Source organism: Microbacterium sp. NPDC076768 (assembly GCF_040687205.1).
Classification (GTDB): Bacteria; Actinomycetota; Actinomycetes; order Actinomycetales; family Microbacteriaceae; genus Microbacterium.
Genome location: NZ_JBFBMU010000001.1, coordinates 504243 through 523156, shown reverse-complemented (window position 1 = coordinate 523156; position 18914 = coordinate 504243). Strand labels below are relative to the sequence as shown.

The 18914-nt window shown below is 63.7% G+C and carries 18 protein-coding genes; 4 read left to right on the top strand and 14 right to left on the bottom strand.

Annotated features, from left to right (window positions below):
- Positions 1–40 precede the first annotated feature (40 nt).
- The 11 genes from AB0O87_RS02675 to AB0O87_RS02625 all read right to left on the bottom strand — a co-directional run bounded on the left by AB0O87_RS02675 (position 41) and on the right by AB0O87_RS02625 (position 11837).
- Positions 41–844 (bottom strand): alpha/beta hydrolase, encoded by an 804-nt coding sequence (locus AB0O87_RS02675; protein ID WP_363511476.1) that lies wholly within the window; start codon positions 842–844, stop codon positions 41–43.
- 97 nt (positions 845–941) lie between these two features.
- On the bottom strand, positions 942–2393 hold the full coding sequence (locus AB0O87_RS02670; protein WP_363511474.1) for a catalase: 1452 nt from the start codon (positions 2391–2393) through the stop codon (positions 942–944).
- 75 nt (positions 2394–2468) lie between these two features.
- Complete coding sequence (locus AB0O87_RS02665) at positions 2469–2891, bottom strand: Fur family transcriptional regulator (protein WP_363511472.1); 423 nt, start codon at positions 2889–2891, stop codon at positions 2469–2471.
- Positions 2892–2957: 66 nt separating this feature from the next.
- On the bottom strand, positions 2958–5006 hold the full coding sequence (locus AB0O87_RS02660) for a hypothetical protein (protein WP_363511470.1): 2049 nt from the start codon (positions 5004–5006) through the stop codon (positions 2958–2960).
- 4 nt (positions 5007–5010) lie between these two features.
- Complete coding sequence (locus AB0O87_RS02655) at positions 5011–6012, bottom strand: glycoside hydrolase family 130 protein (RefSeq protein ID WP_363511468.1); 1002 nt, start codon at positions 6010–6012, stop codon at positions 5011–5013.
- 15 nt (positions 6013–6027) lie between these two features.
- A complete protein-coding gene (locus AB0O87_RS02650) occupies positions 6028–6870 on the bottom strand; it encodes a carbohydrate ABC transporter permease (RefSeq protein WP_363511466.1) in 843 nt (280 codons plus the stop codon).
- Positions 6870–7790 (bottom strand): sugar ABC transporter permease, encoded by a 921-nt coding sequence (locus AB0O87_RS02645; RefSeq protein WP_363511464.1) that lies wholly within the window; start codon positions 7788–7790, stop codon positions 6870–6872. Before AB0O87_RS02645 ends, AB0O87_RS02650 begins: the two co-directional genes overlap by 1 nt.
- Entirely contained in the window at positions 7771–9036 is a 1266-nt protein-coding gene (locus tag AB0O87_RS02640) for an extracellular solute-binding protein (protein WP_363511462.1), read from the bottom strand. Before AB0O87_RS02640 ends, AB0O87_RS02645 begins: the two co-directional genes overlap by 20 nt.
- A gap of 23 nt (positions 9037–9059) precedes the next feature.
- A complete protein-coding gene (locus AB0O87_RS02635; RefSeq protein ID WP_363511460.1) occupies positions 9060–10064 on the bottom strand; it encodes a LacI family DNA-binding transcriptional regulator in 1005 nt (334 codons plus the stop codon).
- A 128-nt stretch (positions 10065–10192) separates the two neighbouring features.
- A complete protein-coding gene (locus AB0O87_RS02630) occupies positions 10193–11137 on the bottom strand; it encodes a DnaJ domain-containing protein (protein ID WP_363511458.1) in 945 nt (314 codons plus the stop codon).
- Between the two features lie 49 nt (positions 11138–11186).
- Positions 11187–11837 (bottom strand): YigZ family protein, encoded by a 651-nt coding sequence (locus AB0O87_RS02625; RefSeq protein WP_363511456.1) that lies wholly within the window; start codon positions 11835–11837, stop codon positions 11187–11189.
- A 78-nt stretch (positions 11838–11915) separates the two neighbouring features.
- Between AB0O87_RS02625 and AB0O87_RS02620 the strand changes: the two genes are divergently transcribed.
- Complete coding sequence (locus AB0O87_RS02620) at positions 11916–13388, top strand: MATE family efflux transporter (RefSeq protein ID WP_363511454.1); 1473 nt, start codon at positions 11916–11918, stop codon at positions 13386–13388.
- Positions 13389–13492: 104 nt separating this feature from the next.
- Complete coding sequence (locus tag AB0O87_RS02615) at positions 13493–13864, top strand: hypothetical protein (protein ID WP_363511452.1); 372 nt, start codon at positions 13493–13495, stop codon at positions 13862–13864.
- Here AB0O87_RS02615 and AB0O87_RS02610 read toward each other — a convergent pair.
- Both AB0O87_RS02610 and AB0O87_RS02605 read right to left on the bottom strand, forming a co-directional pair.
- Positions 13861–15570, bottom strand: a complete 1710-nt coding sequence (locus tag AB0O87_RS02610) for an AMP-binding protein (RefSeq protein WP_363511450.1) — start codon at positions 15568–15570, stop codon at positions 13861–13863. The two genes, AB0O87_RS02615 and AB0O87_RS02610, sit on opposite strands and share 4 nt — an antisense overlap.
- Before the next feature lie 205 nt (positions 15571–15775).
- Positions 15776–16243, bottom strand: coding sequence for an Lrp/AsnC family transcriptional regulator (locus AB0O87_RS02605; RefSeq protein ID WP_363511448.1), 468 nt, complete (start codon positions 16241–16243; stop codon positions 15776–15778).
- Positions 16244–16355: 112 nt separating this feature from the next.
- On the opposite strand from AB0O87_RS02605, the gene AB0O87_RS02600 reads away from it, so the two are divergent.
- Positions 16356–17573: a PLP-dependent aspartate aminotransferase family protein gene (locus tag AB0O87_RS02600; protein WP_363511446.1), complete on the top strand. Its 1218-nt coding sequence runs from the start codon at positions 16356–16358 to the stop codon at positions 17571–17573.
- Here AB0O87_RS02600 and AB0O87_RS02595 read toward each other — a convergent pair.
- The gene (locus tag AB0O87_RS02595; RefSeq protein ID WP_363511444.1) at positions 17570–18043 is read right to left on the bottom strand and encodes a hotdog domain-containing protein; all 474 of its coding nucleotides are present in this window, start codon (positions 18041–18043) and stop codon (positions 17570–17572) included. The genes AB0O87_RS02600 and AB0O87_RS02595 overlap by 4 nt on opposite strands.
- 95 nt (positions 18044–18138) lie before the next feature.
- Between AB0O87_RS02595 and AB0O87_RS02590 the strand changes: the two genes are divergently transcribed.
- Complete coding sequence (locus AB0O87_RS02590) at positions 18139–18912, top strand: thioesterase family protein (protein WP_363511442.1); 774 nt, start codon at positions 18139–18141, stop codon at positions 18910–18912.
- Positions 18913–18914 lie beyond the last annotated feature (2 nt).

The window sequence follows — 18914 nt, the reverse complement described above, 5'->3', positions numbered from 1 at the left end:
TTGTCGAAGGGCCCCGGCGGTCCCTGAGCTTGTCGAAGGGTCAAACCCCCTCAGCAAGGAACGCGACAGCGGCGTCCTTAAACTCCCGTGAGCCTGGAGCGTTGAAGTGGTTCCGTTTCGGGATCTCAAAGAAGCGCCCCGCTGGCGCCGCACTGGCAAGCGTGCGGGAACCTTCGATGATCGCGTCTTTCGCTCCCGTGGCGAACAGGATGGGGCTGGTCGGCGCATCGGAGGGGTCTGGGTCGATCATGCCTGAGGCGCGCATGCCCTCGGCGAGGGCGACCAGCGCCTCCAGGTCGTTGCCGGGAACCCGCTCGGTCAGGGCGATGTAGTTCTTCGTCGTCTGATCGGCCACGGGCGTGCCGTCAGCGATGTACGCGCGTACTTGCTCAAGATCGAGGCGCGCGAGTGGAATCCCATCGGGCACGCCGCCGAGTACCGCTCGCCCAATGCGCTGCGGAAGCTCACGCACGACTTCCCACCCCACACGCGCACCGAGCGAGTAGCCGATGTAGAACGCGTCGTCGACGAGGTAGGTGTCCATCACGGTCTCAACGTCGGTGACGAGCGTGCGAATGCGATAGCCGTCTGGATCGTGCGGCTTGGCGCTGTGGCCGTGCCCTCGCTGGTCGAGCGCCAGCACGCGATATCCGGCTTTGGTGAGTTCGCGCACCCACCCTGTGAGAACCCAGTTGTCGCGGGCATTGGAGGCGAACCCATGCACCAGCACCACGACAGGGGCATCGAGGTCGCCCCAGGTATACGTCGCCAGGCGGGTGCCGTCGGCGGCATACACCTGCTGGGGGTCTGGCATGCGGGTCAGGTCGGAGAGTGGAACGGCCATGCTTCCATCTTGGTCGCGTTTGAGCTGTTGAGGGTGACACGAAGAAAGCCGCCAGCCACCGAAGACGGTGACTGGCGGCTTTTTGTTTCAGAGTGGATCAGACGCGGTCGCGCAGGGCGGCGCCGAGCTCTGCGTCTACGTTCGTCCAATACTGGAAGAAGCGCTCACGGATGCCGTCGAGCGTGATCGACTTGCCCTGACCGGTGAGGGTCTCGAGGAACCGCATGCGCTGCTCTCCGTCGAAGACGTCGCGGTACAGCGTTGTCGCCTGACCGAAGTCGTCGTCATCGGCGTGCAGGGTTGCCGCAGCGCGCATCAGCTCGCCGTCGCTTTCCCAGCTCGCCTCGACGCCAGCTACCGGGTCGGCCTCTGGGCCACCGGCAGCGCCGTACGAGTTCGGCGTGTAGACGCGGTGCTCTGCCGGGTTGAACTTGTACTGCATCTGGCCTTCGTGCATGTAGTTGCGCACCTCGGCCGCGTGCGGCTGGTTAACCGGCAGCTGGTTGTAGTTCGCGCCGATGCGGTAACGCTGAGCGTCGGAGTACGAGAACACTCGTGCCATCAGCATCTTGTCCGGCGAGATGCCGGTACCAGGAACCTGGTTGCCCGGCGAGAAAGCTGCCTGCTCGATCTCCGCGAAGAAGTTCTCCGGGTTGCGGTTCAGGGTGAACGTGCCCACCTTGATGCGCGGGTAGTCCTTCTTCGACCAGGTCTTCGTCAGGTCGAACGGGTTGAAGCGGTAGTCCTTCGCCTCGTCGTACGGCATGATCTGCACGTACACGTCCCACGACGGGTGCTCGCCACCGGCGATCGCGTCAAACAGGTCGCGACGGTAGTGGTCTGCGTCCGAGCCGGCGAGCTTCTCGGCTTCATCGGCGCCCATGGCTTCGACGCCCTGCTGGGAGAGGAAGTGGTACTGCACCCAGAAGCGCTCACCAGCGGCGTTGATCCACTGGTAGGTGTGTGAGCCGTAGCCGTTCATGTGGCGCCAGCTGCGCGGCAGGCCGCGGTCACCCATGAGGTAGGTGACCTGGTGGGCGGTCTCAGGAGAGAGCGTCCAGAAGTCCCACTGCATGTCGGAGTCGCGCAGACCGGAGTCACCGAGGCGCTTCTGCGAGTGGATGAAGTCCGGGAACTTCATGGCATCGCGCAGGAAGAACGTCGGGGTGTTGTTGCCGACGATGTCGAGGTTGCCCTCGCTCGTGTAGAAACGCAGCGAGAAGCCGCGCACATCGCGCCAGGTGTCTGGCGAGCCCTGCTCGCCGGCGACGGAGGAGAAGCGAATGAGTGTCTCGCTCTTTGCGCCAGGCTGGAATGCTGCCGCGCGGGTGTAAGCCGAAACGTCTTCTGTGACGACGAACTCACCGAACGCGCCGCCGCCCTTAGCGTGCGGGTTGCGCTCCGGCACTCGCTCGCGGTTGAAGGAGGCAAGCTTCTCGACGAGGTAGCGGTCGTGCAGAACCGTGGGTCCGTCGGCGCCGACGGTGAGCGAGTGCGCGTCGCTCGGTGCCGGCGTACCGGTTTGGGTAGTGGTGGCAGGTTTCGTCATTGTTTCTCCTTCTGCGCGCAGGCACGATAAACAGCCCTCTTCCGCTGTTGGCGGATCGGTGACGGGTTCATCGGACTAGTGCGCGGCGTGTTGGCAACTGGGGCAGAGACCCCAGAAGGTGACTTCGGCTGTCTGGACGGTGAATCCCCCGGTAGATGAGGGAGTAAGGCACGGCGCTTCGCCGACGACACAGTCCACATCGCTAATCGCCCCGCAAGAGGTGCACACGATGTGGTGGTGATTGTCGTGTATTCGACGTTCGTAAAGCGCTGCAGAACCTGCCGGTTCAATGCGGCGGATGAGGCCCGCCGCCGTCAGGTCCGTGAGGATGTTGTGCACCGATTGGATTGATGTCGTCGGGAGCACGTCAGTAACGGCACGGTAGAGCCGTTCCGCATCCGAGTGGGCCATGGAGTCAAGGGCCTCAAGAACGGCAACACGACCAGCGGTCGCCCTCAACCCAGCGTCGCGAAGCGCCGAGTCGAGTGTTGTCTCCATGCCCACGAGCGTACCTTCTATTTTGAGTAACTCAAAATACATACCGGTATGTTGGTCCAGCGTTCATCAGCCCGTCGTGACCGTGAAACCCTTTCCTCGCACGCGTACCTTGCCGCTCTGTGCCGCCTGTCCGCGGGCAGACCCGTCTGCCTCATACGCGCGACCCGACCCAGGGGCGAGCGGCGCGATCCGCTCATCGTGCCGTGATCCATTGGCGTACAGCACCGCAGAACCAGAAGTCGTGGCGTAAACGGCGTTCACAATCTGCGGTTGAATCACCAGCGCATCCAGACGCACATCTCCGTAGCTCGTGCACCGCACAGTCACCGCCTCGGCGGGCAGATCGTCGCCGAGAAGCTGCGGCACGAGCATGCCGTCTGCTTCGGTGAGTCCGCGATCGCCGGTGGAGCCGGCCTTCGTGCGGGTGCGCCACAGCCGCCGTCTGCCGCGGAAGACCTCCCACTCCGCCTCGCCGACGTCGGCGGCCTGTCGCCAAACCACGCCATGAAGGATGCCGCCGGCCTCGGTGACATCGAACTCGACGTACTCGCCGCGCGGAACACGCACATACGCGCCGCCGGAAAGGTTTCCCTCGCCGGTCCACGCGCCTTCGTCTGGACGCACAACCTCACAACCGGTCGAAAGTCGCGCGTTCTCGGCGTCGATCACGCGCAGCCCCGAGTGTGCTGAGAGCCCAGTGATCGACGTCGCGAGCGCGGCAACATCAGCATGCGCATCCAGGAGCAGCATGGTGAGCAGGCCGTGGATGGTCGATTCTGCTCCGGAATTGCGGTTAACCCGGCCGTCGGTCTCGACGCCGTCGAATGTCACACCCGTTGCCGGGTCATAGACCGGAATCCCCGCCGTATTCGCCCCAAAGAACCACCCTGCGGCGAGGCCAGCGAGCAGGCGGAGCCCATCGCCACCGACCTCGGCGGCCTGCAGCGCGCCAGCAACACGTCCGTGTGCTCCGTACGCGATCTGCGATTCGGCAGGAAGTGGTGCCCACGAGTTGTTTGGTCCACCAGCCGCGAGCACCTGCGGGGTGAAGCGCCCGGCGTCTGCGATCGCCGCGGCCGTCCAGTCGCGCTGTCTCAGTAGCGCTCCGGCGCGAGCGAGAGCTTCTGGTGCCGCCGCGCCCCACGCATGCCAGAACCCGAGGGATCCTGTCCACGGCAGCACTGCGCCAAACGGCCAACCCTGATCGGGATTGCTGGCCATCGCCGCCACGCCCTTGCCATAGATCTGCAGCGCAGAACGACTGCGGGAGTCGCCAGCGTCGGTAGCAGCGGCGAGTCCCAGCATGGCCTCGGCTGTCGCGTCAGCACCGCCGGCGATCAGCCAGCCGGGCAACTTGCGCCCATCGCTTTGCACCCACTGGCCTGCGCGCGAGAGCGACTCACGCTCAAGCGCATCGAGGCAGAGATGCAAGCGCGCCAGCAGGAACGCCGCGAACTCCGGGTTCTCCCGGCGGAAAGCGGCGTACCCCTCACCAAAGGCCCACACCGCACGGGCGAGCCAATAAGACTCTGCCGAATCAGAAGGATCAGGCAGTTCGATCGGAGTCGCGCTGGGGGTCAGCGTGCCGTCCTCTTGCTGCCAGAGCACCACGCGCCCCGCATTCGCACCAGACGTTGTTTGCAGGAACGCCAACGAGCGCAACACATCTGCCGCCTCATCACGGCTTTGTGCGTCACCCGTTGCTTTCCAATCCCGGAGGAACACGATTGCCGCACGCGCAATGTCATCGGCGTTGTACGCGCCCTGCGTCCAATACCCGGTCACCGCATCACGCGTGCCGCCGCCGACCGGCCGATACCCGCCGGCCCCGTCTGTGTCGGCATAGGTCCAGGGTGCTTTTACGGTCGGCCTCGTCTCGATGCCGAACGTGGTGTGCGTAGCGCTCGCCACTACCGGAACCTCAGCGAGCAAGAACCGCAGATGAGAGAGGTTTGTCAGCCGCGAGCGTCGTGCAGTCCCTTGCGAAAGGTGTGCGGCGCCTGGCGCGGTGTCCGTCACCCGGCTGGTCGACCCGAAGGCCGCGTCCACCGGAAGTAAAGCAAGCGCAGAGGCCGCGGCGGTGAGGGTCAGAAACGTGCGACGCGAGGTGGCCACGTCCTCACCTCTCTTCACCGGCAGTCGCGCCAGCGCTATCGCGCAGCGCACTGCCCCACGGGGTTGCAGGGTCGTGGATGGCAACGGCCAGGGTCGTGTCTGACTGCCCGTAGTAAGCGAACCACTTGTTCTGGAACTTCACGAGGCCCTCCACGAAGGTCACATTCGAGACCAGCCCGTTCATGTCCTCGAACGTCTGCGGGCGCAGCCACGGCTCCTGCAGGCGAGCGATGACCTTGGTCGGCTCGTCTGGATCAATTGCGATCTGGCCGCAGCGGTAGTCAACTTCGATCGAACCGTCTTCGTGAACGACGCGGGTGGCGCCGTTCGTGAGAAACAGCAGCAGTCCGTTGTCGGTCACCACAGGGGAAGCGCCGATTTCGACGAGCGCTTCATCCCAGGTGCCAGGGGTCGGTTCGTACATCGGCTCGGTGTCCAGCGTGCCTGGCGTCCAACGGATGAGGTTGTCGCTGGTCGCCCAGTAGATCGCGCCCTCTCCGAAGTACATCCACCACTTGCCATGCATCTTCTGTGGCACGATCACGCCGGCTTTTGACCAGTTGAAACCACGCGGATCCATGGTCTTAAAGGTGTCGAAGTCATCGAACAACGGGCCGTGCTTGGTCCACGTGCGCAGGTCCGTCGAGGTGGCGAGGCAGAGCTGCGCGCTGCGGCGGTCCCAGCCCGTGTAGGTGAGGTAGAAGGTGCCATCGATCAGCGCGATACGAGGGTCTTCGCAACCGTACTGTTCGTAGTCTTCAGACGGGGAGAGGATGGGGGCATCCTCGCGGGTGAAGTTGACGCCGTCTTTCGACCGGGCAATGCCGATGTGCGAAATGATGTCTTCGGCGTGCGCGCGGTAGAGCAGCACTACCTCGTCACCGTCGACGATTGCGGCGGGGTTGTAGAGGTTGGCTGATTCCCAGCTCTCGCCCCGAGGGCGCAGGATGGGGTTGCCCTCGTAGGGGGTGAACGGTCCGAGGGGGAAGGATGCTCCGGTGAACATGAGTGCCCTTTCTGGCTAGCCTTTGACAGCAGCGCCGAGGTCGGTGGCTTTGAAGAAGCGTTGGAAGACGATGAACAAGATCACGACGGGGAAGGCCAGTGCCGTGGCGCCAGCAAGAATTGCGCCGTTGGGGTTGGCCGCGGTCTGTGAAACGTTCGAGATGTAGTTGGCGAGCGAGACAGCCAGCGGCTGCAAGCTTGCATCTTTTGTGACGAGGAACGGCCACAAGAACTCATTCCACGGTCCGATGAACGTCACCAGCACGACGGTGACCAGCACGGGGCGGATGAGTGGGATGGCAATAGATGTCAGCATGCGAATCTCACCGGCGCCATCGATACGCGCCGCTTCGAAGATCTCCACCGGCAACGCCTTGAAGAACTGCACGAAGATGAACACCGCCGTCGTGTTGATCAAGAACGGCAAGATCATGCCCGTGTAGGTATCGCCGAGGCCGTAGCTGCGGGTGATCTGCACATAGAGCGGGATCATCAACAGTTGGAACGGGATCATCTGCACCAACAGCATCAGCACCCAGATGACACCGCGACCGCGGAAATCGAGCCGAGCGATCGCATAGCCAGCGAGGAGCCCGAACACGACCGTTCCCAGCAGCACGCCAGCGGTGAAGATCAGCGAGTTCAGCAGTGAGCCGACCAGGTCGATCCGTGAGTCGATTGCGAGAAAGTTCTCGACAGTCCAGCCACTCGTCGGGAACAGCTCACTCGGGGAGTTCGTGGGGCTCTCTTGGAACGCCCCCACGATCATGAAATAGAACGGGAAGGCGAAACCGATGGCCGCGATGGTGAGCAGAACAATGCTCAGCATGCGGGGCAGTGACCGTTTGCGTTGCTTCATCATCGCTCCCTGGTTGCGCGGTTGGCCGCAAGTGACAGCATTCCGACGAGGATCACGAGGATCATGCCGATAGCCGCAGCGGTGTCGGGGTTCTGCTGCTGAATACCCAGCTGATAGATCAGCAGCACCGGCGTGGTGGATGCGCCATCAGGGCCGCCGCCGTTGGTGAGCAGGTAGGGCTCGGTGAAGAGGTTCGCTCCGGTGATGATCGAGAGGATCAGCACGAGGGTGGTGGCGTTGCGGACCCCGGGAATGGTGACGTGACGGAAGCGCGCGAACACGCCTGCGCCGTCAGTCTCGGCCGATTCATACAGCTCTTTGGGCACGTTCTGCAGCGCGGCCAGATACAGCAAGATGTAGAACCCGAGCTGCTTCCAGGTGACGTAGAAGGCGATCATTGGCATCGCCAGCCCACTGTTCACCAGCCACGAAGGGTCGGGGGCAAGTGGACCGAGGATGGAGTTGATCAGACCGTTGCCAGAGAACAGCAACATCCAGACGCCCACCAGCGAAACGCTCGCCGTCAGGTAGGGCACGTAGAAGGCAACGCGATACGCCGCCACCCACCGGATCCCGGTGTTCAGCGCAGAGGCGAGCACGAGGGCGAGTACCGCGGTGAGCGGCACGTTGATGACCAAGAAGATCAGGGTGTTGCGGAACGAGCCGAGCACCCGGGGGTCGCTGAGCACAGTCACGAAGTTGTCGAAGCCCACGAATGGGCGGTCAACCTCGATGCCTGGGGCAGTGAAGAAGTAGTCGTGAAAAGCGATGTAGACCGCGAACGCGAGGGGATACGCGAAGATCGCGATCACAAACACGAAGTACGGCAACGCGAACAGGCCACCGATCGGTTGCGCACCCAGAATGCGGGTGCGCAACCGTCGTTTGTCTGTCACGACATCACTCGGCGACGAGTTCATCGATCTTCGTCGAGGCGTTTCCGAGGAAGTCGTCGACCGACTCCGTACCGAAAATCACGGCGGGGGAGTACTCGTCGCGGAACGCCTGCCATGCTTCAACGGAGTTCTGGACACTGGGCACGTCGGCGGTAGCCTCCGTCTGCTCGGCGAACGCAACATAGTTCGGGTTCGCGTCGAAGTACTCGCCGTAGGTGCCGAGAAGGTCGGTACGCATCGGCATCTGACCGGTGAGCTCGAGGAACTGTCCGTCGTTCTCTTCGTTCGTTGAGAACTGCAGGAACTCCCAAGCAGTGCCCTGGTTCTCGCATGCCGTGAACATGCCGACGCTCTTCGAGTCAGCGAAGGTGATGGGCATCTCGCGGCCATCGCTTGTCGGGACCTGCATGAACCCGACGTCTACGGTGTCGGCGTAGGTGGGGATCGCCCACGGTCCTGCCAGCTGCATCGCGGTGGTGCCAGCCGACATTGCGTCGTCGGTGGAAGCCTCGTTCGGGGCGAGCTTCTCGTCGTAGAAGGTCTTCCAGAACTCGGCCACGCTGCGGCCCGCATCCGAATCGAACGTGGACTTGCCGTCTTCGACAAGCATCGTTCCGTTGGTCTCAGCGAGGTACAGCGGGTAGAAGTCGAACCAGGGCTGGTAGAACTCGCTCGTCGGCGCTGGCCAGATCGCGCTTTGCACGCCGGAATCGACGATTGCGCGCGAGCCTTCCAGGAACGCATCGTAGGTGTTCATCTGCGGGTCTTCTGGATCGATGCCCGCGGCCTCGAAGAGAGCCTTGTTGTACATCACCATGACCGGGTTCGACTTCCATGGAAGCTGGTAGAAGCTGCCGTCGCTCGCGTACGCCTCAACGTCGCCACCGCGCTCTGTGATGTAGTCGCTACCGCCATCGAGCGTGCTGAGGTCGACGAGGCCGCCCTGCTTCACCCATCCGGAGACGGCGGCAGGCGCCACGTTGTAGACGAGGCAGGGTGCGGTGCCGGCGGTGATAGCGGCAGTGATCGCCTCTTCAGACGATGATCCGGCGGGAATCTCCTGCGCCGTGACCTGCTGGTCGGGGTTCTCGGCATTCCACGCGTCGACAACGGCTGTGCCCCATGCGAGCTCTTGTTCATTGTTCGACAGCCAGATGTCGATAGCGCCGGTGCCGTCGGCTGAGGCTTCTCCGCCTCCGCCGCCTGCCGAGCATCCGGTGGCGACCAGCGCGACAGCGCCGATGAGTGCTACTGCACGGATCTTCTTCATGGTGTCCTCCTCGACACTGTGTTTTATGCGGATGCCGACGGCGCTGTGCTCTCACGGAAGTGCACGATGTTGCAGTCGACGATCTCGGTGCGCGGCTGCGCCCCGAGGATGTCTGCCCGCAGGAGGCGGGCGGCAGCGCGGCCTCGAGCCGCGGGGTCAGAGGAGACGCTGGTGAGCGCCGGAGAAAGGTGGGCGGAGAGGTGGTCGTCGTCAAACCCTGAAATTGCGAGGTCTCGGGGAACGGCGAGCCCCTGCGAGCGCGCGTATGAAAGACCAGCGATCGCCATCGTGTCGTTCGAGTACAGGATCGCCGTTGGACGGTCGGGGAGCGCGAGCAGTTCAGCGGTGCGCGTGCGACCGCTCGCCGCGGTGAAGTCGCCTTCTCTGAGCAGCTCATCGCTACCGATCTCTGCGGAGTAGGCCTCAGCGCGCGCCTTCGAGTGCACGTAGTCCAGTGGTCCAGAGATGTGCGCGATGCGCTCGTGCCCATCGGCGCGAAGCTGGGCGATGATTTCACGCACGGGGGTGGCGTCGTCCGTGCGCACGCAGGAGAACTCGGTCGGCTCGTCGTACGCGCCGACCAGCACTGTCGGCAGCCCGAGGTCGTCGAGGAACGGCACCCGCCAGTCGTCGGTCCGGAGGTCGAGCAGGAGTGCGCCATCTGCGCGCCCGTGGGTGAGCGTGCGATACGCGCGCTCTTCGGCATCGCGGTCGGGCACGACCTGCAAGAGCAACGCCGTCTCGGTTTCGGCGAGCACTGATTCCACTCCGGCGATGAATGCCGGGAAGAACGAGTCGTTTGCGATGACATCGGGGTCGCGGGCCAAGACGACGGCAACAGCGTTGGCTCGCTGCGTTGCCAGCGCGCGTGCGCTTTGGCTAGGTACCCAATTCAGCTTCTCAACAGCAGCGAGGACTTTTGCCTTCGTGTCGTCGGAGATCGGGCGGTTGCCGCTGAGGGCGTGCGAGACCGTGGCCTTGGTCACGCCTGCTTCACGTGCGACATCGGCAATCGTTGTACGGCTCACGCCACACCTCCAGGGAATCTGGCACGCCGACATGTTCGTCAGTGAACCGGTTTGATGAGTGTAAACCGGTTTGATTCCGAGTGTCAACGATTGGATCTGACCAGGGTGGTCAGGCGACCGATGTCGCGTCAGACGAAGCGGACGGTCTGCTGCAGGCGCGTGCGCACGTCGAACAGCTCATTGCCGCCGATCGCTCGTGCCTGCGGAACGCCCTGCCGCAAGACCATCGCGAGGGCACTGCGTCGCACCACCACAACGGGCACGCCACGGCTGGTGCCCAGCGGCGTCACGGCCTGCGCGAGGTCGTCATCTGGGAGCACGATGATCGCACCGCCGAATCGCACGCGTGCCTTTTTGGCGACAGTTCGCATTCGGCGCAGAGCAGAGGTGACGGGCGCACGCGTACCGACGATGGGGCCGGTGATTTCTCCTCGGCGGAAGCCGACGACGCCGCCGAAGTCTTCCGACATCACCCCGTACAGGCCGGAGGGGCCCAGTACAACGTGGTCGAGTTTGTCATCCGCATCGGCGCCGGCTTCGACGTCGTGCCAAACCGTGAATCCCATTCCCAGATCGGAGACGGTACGCGCCGTCGCCTCTTCGGCCAGCGCATCGGCCAGAATTCGGCGAAGGTCACGGGGTGCCGAGCGCACCAGTGCAGGGTCGTAGGGGTCTGGAACCTCAACGCCACGGCCAGCCCACTCTCGGATGAGCGACAGATAGCGTTCGCGTCGCCACCCTCCGGGGTGACCGTAGGAACGTGCTCGCGGACGTGTGTCTGTGCGAGCGGCACGTGGGCGCCAGCCACTCCATCCGCTGTCTGAGTCTGAACCAGCATCGGTGGTGGGAGAGGCATGCACTCCGCTGCGGCGATCGTAGGCGGCGCGGCCCTCGGCGGTGCCGATCAGTTCCCATGCGCGCTGCACCTGTACGAACGTTTCCGCATCGCCGCCGGTATCTGGGTGCGTTTGCCGCAACCGTAGACGGTACGCGCGGCGCAGCTCATCGTCGTCGACCGTAGGGTCAACTTCGAGAATCTCGTAGGCCGAAGCCGAGAGCGGACTGTCAAACATCGCTCTCCTTCCGCGACCGCGGTGTCCAGGATATCGGGGAGAGTTAGGGTCAACCTGGAAGGTCAACGATGCGTTCGACGCCCGTCACCGGCACGACGGTTCCGCCAGACGCCGCTGCGATCTCATGCTGAAGCTGCGCGAGGGCTATCTCAGGAACCCAGAGCTCCAGAACGGCCATTGCCGCGTAGGCCGGTTCGCCCAGTGAGGCGTCGTGATGCGATGCCCAGTCGCGCAACAGGTTGTCGTAGCGACCGGCATCGGCGTGCGGAACCTCAATCGTCACCTGCCTGAGGGAGGCGCGACGCAGAAGCGTGCTCAGATCGAGTGTCTCGGAAACAGCAGAAGAGTAAGCGCGCACCAGGCCGCCTGCACCGAGTTTCACCCCACCGAAGTAGCGAGTGACCACGGCAACGACGTCCGTCAGTTCCCGCCGGCGCAACACCTCCAGCATCGGTACACCCGCGGTTCCAGAGGGTTCGCCGTCGTCAGAAGAGCGTGCCTGATCGCCGAGGAGACCGGTGACCATCGCCGTGCAGTTGTGGTTCGCGTCCCATGCCCGCTTGCGGATTCCTGCAATCACCGTCTCGGCGTTTTCCACCGAAGAGACGGGCTCGATGCGGGTGAGGAATCGCGACTTTCGCACCGAGATCTCGTGCTCGACCGCCCCCGCGATCGTGGCGGGGTAGCGGCGGGTAGTCACCACCTCACTCTACCGAATCGATTCGATAGGCTGGGTTGCCTCCCCTGATCACCCCCCAGTTCTGTGAGCAGTTTCTTCATGGCCACCTCTCTGACCACTGGCCGCCCGTGGCGCGTCATTCTTTCGTTTGCTATCCCGCTCTTGCTCGGCAACGTAGTGCAACAGCTGTACCAATTTGTCGATGCGATCGTCGTCGGCAGGCACCTCGGCGTCACCTCGCTCGCGGCAGTCGGCGCCACTGGCAGCCTGTTGTTCCTGCTCCTCGGGTTCGCGTGGGGTCTCACGAGTGGATTCGCCATCCCGGTCGCTCAGGCCTTCGGGGCGAGAAATGACTCTGCTGTGCGGCGCTCTGTTGCCACTGGCGTGTTCCTCAGCCTCATCACCAGCGTGATCCTGACGATCGGCGCGCCACTGCTCGCCGGCCCATTCCTCTCGTTGATGCGAACTCCGGACGCGCTGATGGCTGAGGCGACCGTGTTCACGCAGATCAGCTTCCTGGGCGCTGGCGCGACAATGTTCTTCAACTACCTGTCTGCGATCATCCGCGCCATCGGCGACTCCAAAACACCCCTGGTCTTCCTCAGCGTCTCGTGTGCGATCAACATCGGGTTGGTCATCCTGATGGTCGGCCCGCTCGGGTGGGGCGTCGGGGGTGCGGCCCTTGCCACCGTGATCGCGCAGGCGGTGTCTGTGGCGCTCTGCCTCGAGTTTGTGCGGCGGCGTCTGCCGATGTTGCACCTGCGCCGCGCCGACTGGCGCATCTCTCGTTCAGACATCGCAGAGCACTTGCGGCTCGGATTGCCGATGGGCTTCCAGGCATCGATCATCGCGATTGGCACACTCACGGTGCAGGTGGCGCTGAACACGCTGGGCGCAGATGCCGTGGCCGCGTACACAACCGCAGCTCGCGTCGACAGTCTCGCTGTCGCGCTGCTCTCGTCCCTCGGGCTTGCCGTATCAATGTACGCGGCGCAAAACCACGGAGGGCGTCGCCCCGACCGCATCCGTCGCGGAGTCGTAGAGGCGACCTGGATGTCGGTCGCCGCTGGTGTGATCCTGGGGGGCTTGCTCATCGCATTCGGTGCCCAGATGGTACGTCTGTTTATCGGAGAAGGGGCAGACGACGTCGTCGATATGGCGCACCGGATGCTCATCATCAACGGGTGCGGTTACTGGGCGCTCGGCATGCTGTTCGTGTTGCGCGGTGCACTCCAGGGGCTCGGCCACACCCTGGTGCCGACCGTCACCGGAGTGATCGAACTGGTTATGCGGGTCGGCGCAGCGATTGTGCTCGGCGCGTGGATCGGATTCGACGGTGTCGCGCTGAGTAATCCCCTTGCCTGGGTGGGAGCCATCCTGCTGCTCGTGCCGGCCTATGTGCGCGCGCACCGGGCGCTCGGACGCCTGCCGGTTGATCCAGCCGAGGCAACCGAAACGTCGGCGATCGCCATTGTCGGCCCCGTCGACGGTTCGATGGTGGTCGATGCCGTCCTCACGCAGCCCATTCGGGTGGCGCGGCCTCGCCGGCTGAGGTGGCTTCGACGTCGCTGATATCCACCTACAGAATGACGCGACTCACGCGCGCGGTGGATGGGGGGACTCCCCGTGTTCTCTTAGGCTGGAGCTAGCGGATTTTTCGTCGACGGGGGGTCGTCATGAATACAACAAGGGTGGCCAGTGATCTGGCAGCGGTGATGGTACCGCTTGGTTATGCGGGGGCGGTGTTCGCCGTCATTTGCGCGCTTGTCGCCGCGGTCGCGATCGTCCGTGGCAACGGTGGGCTTACCGGTGGGGCAGTCGGCGTGTGGATCGTCTGCGCGTTGCTGAGCCTTGTCGCGTCGTTTGCAAGCGACTGGTTGCCGCCGATTTTGGCAGGCTCCGCGCTTGTGGTGCTGCTGGCTGCGGGTGGAGTCGTGAAATGGATCGTTTCTGCCACCAGCGCTAGGCGAGCTGTCGATGCGACACCTGAGACACAGACCGCCTCGAAGACGGCCATCACGACCGTATCGAAGCCCGCACTCGTCTAGCGGTAGTCGCGGTCGCGGTGCTGTCCGGTTTCGTCGGCAGACTGCACTCTTTCTGCTTCGCGTGCGCGCAGTTCGACACGTCGGATCTTCCCAGAAATTGTCTTCGGCAACTCGGGGACGAACTCGATAATCCGCACCCAAAGATGTGACGAGAGTCGCTCGTGTGCGTGCGCGAAGATCGCCCGTGCGGCCTCTGCTTCGTCTGAGACAGCATCCGTTGCCACGCAGACGTACGCCTTCGGCACGGTAAGGCGCGTGGGGTCTGGGCTGGGAATCACCGCGGCCTCGATCACGAGGTCATGCTCCAGCAGAACCGACTCAAGCTCGAAGGGCGAAATCTTGTAGTCCGACGCCTTGAACACGTCGTCTGATCGTCCGAGGTATGTGAGGTAGCCGTCGCTATCCCGCATCGCGATATCGCCCGTGTGATGGTAGCCGCCGCTGCGGGATTCGGCCGTCTTTTCGGGATCCTGGTAATACCCGGCCATCAGCCCGAGTGGTGACCGTGAGAGGTCGAGCGCAATCTCGCCTTCCGCGTCGACAACCGCGCCGGTGACGGGATCAAGCAGCACAACCGGATACCCGGGAAGCGGCCGACCCATCGAGCCGACCTTGATCTTCTGCCCCGGTGAGTTGCCAATGCACGCGGTCATCTCGGTCTGCCCGAATCCATCGCGAATGGTGCCGCCCCAGACGTCGCGCACTCTGTCGATTACTTCCGGATTGAGCGGCTCGCCCGCGCCGACAAGCTCACGAGGTGGATGGGTCAGGCGCGCGAGGTCTGCCTGAATCAGCATCCGCCACACGGTGGGAGGAGCGCAGAAAGTGGAGACGCGGTGGGTGTCCATCACCTGCATGAGGGTGAGTGGGTCGAATCGGTCGTAGTTGTAGACGAAGACGGTGGCCTCGGCAAGAAAGGGCGAGTAGAAGCTCGACCATGCGTGCTTCGCCCATCCTGGGGAGGAGATGTTGAGGTGGACGTCGTCTGGACGCACGCCAAGCCACCACATGGTCGACAGGTGCCCGATCGGATACGACACGTGGGTGTGCTGAACGAGTTTCGGTCGGCTGGTCGTTCCGGAGGTGAAGTACAGCAGCGCTGTATCGGTTGCAGGAGTGGGGGCGTCGGGGGTGAAGTGGGCGGCAGCGGTCAAAGAGTCGGCATAGCGCAGCCAGTCACGGGGAGCGCCGCACCCGACCCCAATCCGCAGAATCGCCGCATCAATACCAGCCACGCGGTCGGCGAGTGTTCCGAGTGCGATGACCGCGCGGGCTTCGCCGTGGGCGATTCGATACGCGAGGTCTGCCGTTGAGAGCAGGGTGGAGGTGGGGATCGCCACCGCGCCGATTTTGGTGAGGGCCAGCATCACCTCCCAGAGTTCGATCGTGTTGTTCAGCATGACGATCACGTGGTCGCCTCTGACGATTCCGCAGCTGGACAGCCACGTGGCGACCTGATCTGACCTGGTCGCAAGTTCGCCGTAGGTCCAGGAACGGGTGCTCAGGTCTGCCTCGACGATTTGTACTGCAGGGCGGTCGGGATTTTCTCCTGCGACGACATCGAACCACTCGAGTGCAAAGTTGAACTCCGCTACCTCCGGCCAGGCGAAACCGGCGCAGGCGGCGGTGTAGTCGGTGGCGTTCTCGAAAAGGAAGTCCCGCATCTCCCGGATCGTGTGCGTGGCGGCGGTGGCGCTGCGGCTCATGAAGGCTCCTTTGCTGCTTTCTGCCGCTCCCGCGCTGTTCTCGCGCTGTTCCCGTGCTGCTCCCATGCGGCGTGCCCCCATCCTGCCTCACCCGCCCCCTCCGGAGTACCCCCTCCCACCAATCCGCTCCCGTCGCACTTTCTGTCGCTTACATCGCAATTCGCCGACAGAAAGTGCGACGGGAGCAGAATGAATTGGGGTGGGGTTATTGGGGGAGGAGGCCGGTGCCGTCGCGGAGTTCGAAGACGAGCTGCGTTTCGGTGCCGCGCACAACCGGATGCACCGTGATGTGTTCGAGGACGATGTCGCGGAGCGCGGTCGCGTCCTGCACGGCGACGTGGAGAAGAAAGTCGTCTACACCCGCCACATGAAATACCTGAAGTACCCGCGGCATGCTCGCCAGTGCATCGAACAACGCGGTCACATTGGCGCCAGTGTGGTTCGCGAGGCGCACTTTGATGATCGCCTGGAGGGGGAAGCCCAGAGCCGCCTCATCGACCCGAATGCGCGTGTCACGGATGACGCCACGTTCACGGAGAGACCGCACGCGGTGGGCGCACGTTGACTCCGCTAACCCCAGCTGGCGAGCGAGGGCCTTGTTGGTCGTGTCTGCGTCTCGGGTGAGCACGGCCAGCAGCTCCAGGTCGATCTCATCGAGTTGTGCTTTCGGCAATCTACGCGCTCCTCACCTCTGCGTTTCTGCTCAGAATAGTGCCAAGCGGTCTATATCTTGCTTCTTCTGTCGAATCACTGCACGTTCTTCGCGATTCGGGCAACGTAGAGGCATGACTGCACCGTTGCACCCCGACACCATCGCCGTTCACAGCGGCCGCTCCGACCTCGAAGGTCTTGGCGTGCACGCGCTTCCCATCGACCTCTCGACGACGAACCCGCTGCCCGACATCGAGCGCGGTGGCGACTCGTACGAAGCGATGGCGACGGGGGGACGGCCGCCGGCAGACGGCAGCATGGTCTACGCACGACTCTGGAATCCCACGGTCGCGCGGTTCGAAGATGCACTCGCTGAGCTAGAGCATGCCGAAGCTGCCGTCGCATTCGCCTCGGGGATGGCGGCGATGACCGCCGTGATTCTGGCCCACACGGGAGCAACCGGAAAGCGGCATGTCGTGGCTGTGCGCCCTCTTTATGGCGGCACCGACCACTTGCTCGGCTCGGGGTTGCTGGGGGTTGAGACGACCTACTGTCACCCGGATGAGGTCGCGGCCGCTGTGCGCCCAGACACCGGACTTGTCGTTGTGGAAACCCCGGCAAACCCGACGCTGGAGATTGCAGATATCGCTGAGGTCGTGCGGCAGGCTGGCGCAGTCCCTGTCGTCGTCGACAACACTTTCGCGACTCCCGTGCTGCAGAACCCCATCGATCTGGGGGCCGCGATGTCGCTGCACAGCGCCACCAAGTACCTCGGCGGACACGGAGACGTGATCGCCGGGGTCATCGCGTGCAATGAAGAGACTGCGGAAGCACTTCGCCGAGTGCGCGCCGTGACCGGCGGGCTACTGCACCCGCTCGGGGCCTATTTGTTGCATCGTGGCCTCACGACGCTGCCGGTACGCATCCGTCACCAGCAAGAGAGCGCGCAGCGAGTAGTGCAGTGGCTCCTCGATCGGCCAGAGGTGGCTGAGATCTACTATCCCGGTCTTGATGGCGACCCGCGGGGCATTCTCGAACGGCAGATGCGCGGCACCGGGGCGATGATCGCGATGCGCATGCGCGGCGGTTATGCGGCGGCGTCCGCTGTGACAACGGCGACGACGTTGTTCACCCATGCCGTGTCGCTGGGTGGGGTGGATTCTCTGATTCAGCATCCGGCCGCCCTCACCCACCGTCCTGTGCCACCAGAGGCCCGCCCCGCCGCCGATGTGCTGCGGTTGTCGATCGGGCTGGAGAACGTCGACGACCTGATCGCCGATCTTTCGCAGGCTTTTGCCTCAGCCTCAGCCTCAGCCTCAGCCTCAGCCTTAGCCTCAGAGCAAGACTCTTAGAGCGAGGGCAACCGAATCGTGCCGGTGGCGAGACGCTCGGTGGGCATCCGGTCGCGGTCGTAGGTGATTTCGTTGTAGCCGTGCGGGGTGGGCACTCCGTCGTCGTCAAGGCTCACAAAAACGATCTTTTCGATTGTCAAGATGCGCTTGCGAGTGATCATGTTGCGCGCCACGGCGCGCATCGTCAGCGACGTGGTTCCGAAATGTGTGGCCTGCAGGCCGATCTCGATGAGGTCGCCCTGGACGGCCGAGGCTTCGAAGTTGATCTCGGAGATGTGCTTTGTCACCGCACGATAATTGCCCAGCTGCACGATCGCGTAGATCGCGGCCTCTTCATCAATCCACTTCAGCAGGCTTCCGCCGAACAGTGAGCCATTCGCATTGAGGTCTTCTGGACGCACCCATTTGCGGGTCCGAAAGTTGATGCCGTCTTCGGACCACTGCCAAGCCGGTGCCTTAAGTTTCGCCATGCAGCTGAGGGTAGGCGCGTTGTGAGTCGGCGATGTTTCGGAGCGTTTTCGTTCAGCGCACAGCAGGCGCCCCGCGATGTTCTACGATCACGAGCGTGACCGCATACTTCGATCGACTCTCGCACGGCAGCTTCCGGGCAACGCATGAGGTGCAGGGAGCGTGGAACACCGCCGAGCAGCACATCGCCCCGTCGATTGGCCTCCTCGCGCACCTTGTGGAGGCTGATCACCGCGCTCGACGCGATGAGCGGCTCATGTTGGGACGGGTGTCATACGACATCCTCGGCGTGCTGCCGATCGACGTCGTAGACATCGAGATCGAGGTTGTTCGTGCGGGGCGAACGATCGAGCTGGTCGAGGCGACCCTGCGTCATGGCGGGCGTCCTGCGCTGATTCTGCGTGCCTGGTTTATGCAGCACACAGACACCACGGCGATCGCCGGCGGCGGGCTAGATCCGATGCCTCCCCTCGAGACGCACGCTCCCTGGAACATGGGCGAGGTCTGGCCTGGTGCATTCGTGCGTTCGATCGACGTGCAACGCAGTGAGGAAAGACCAGGAAAAGTGTCGGCATGGATCATGCCGCACCCTCCGCTTCTCGATGACGAAGAAGTGAGCTCTACCGCGCGAGCGCTCGGGCTGATCGACCTCGCCAATGGGCTCACGCAGTTGGTGCCGGTGGGAAGCGCGTTTTATCCGAACGTGGAGCTCACCGCGCATCTGTTCCGTGTGCCGGATGCAGGATGGATCGGTCTCGACACCACGGTGACTTTTGGGGCGGCTGGTACCGGGCTCACCCACAGCATTCTGAACGACGCCGCAGGCCCTTTCGGGGTATCCATGCAGAGTCTGACGGTGCGTGCGCGCTAACG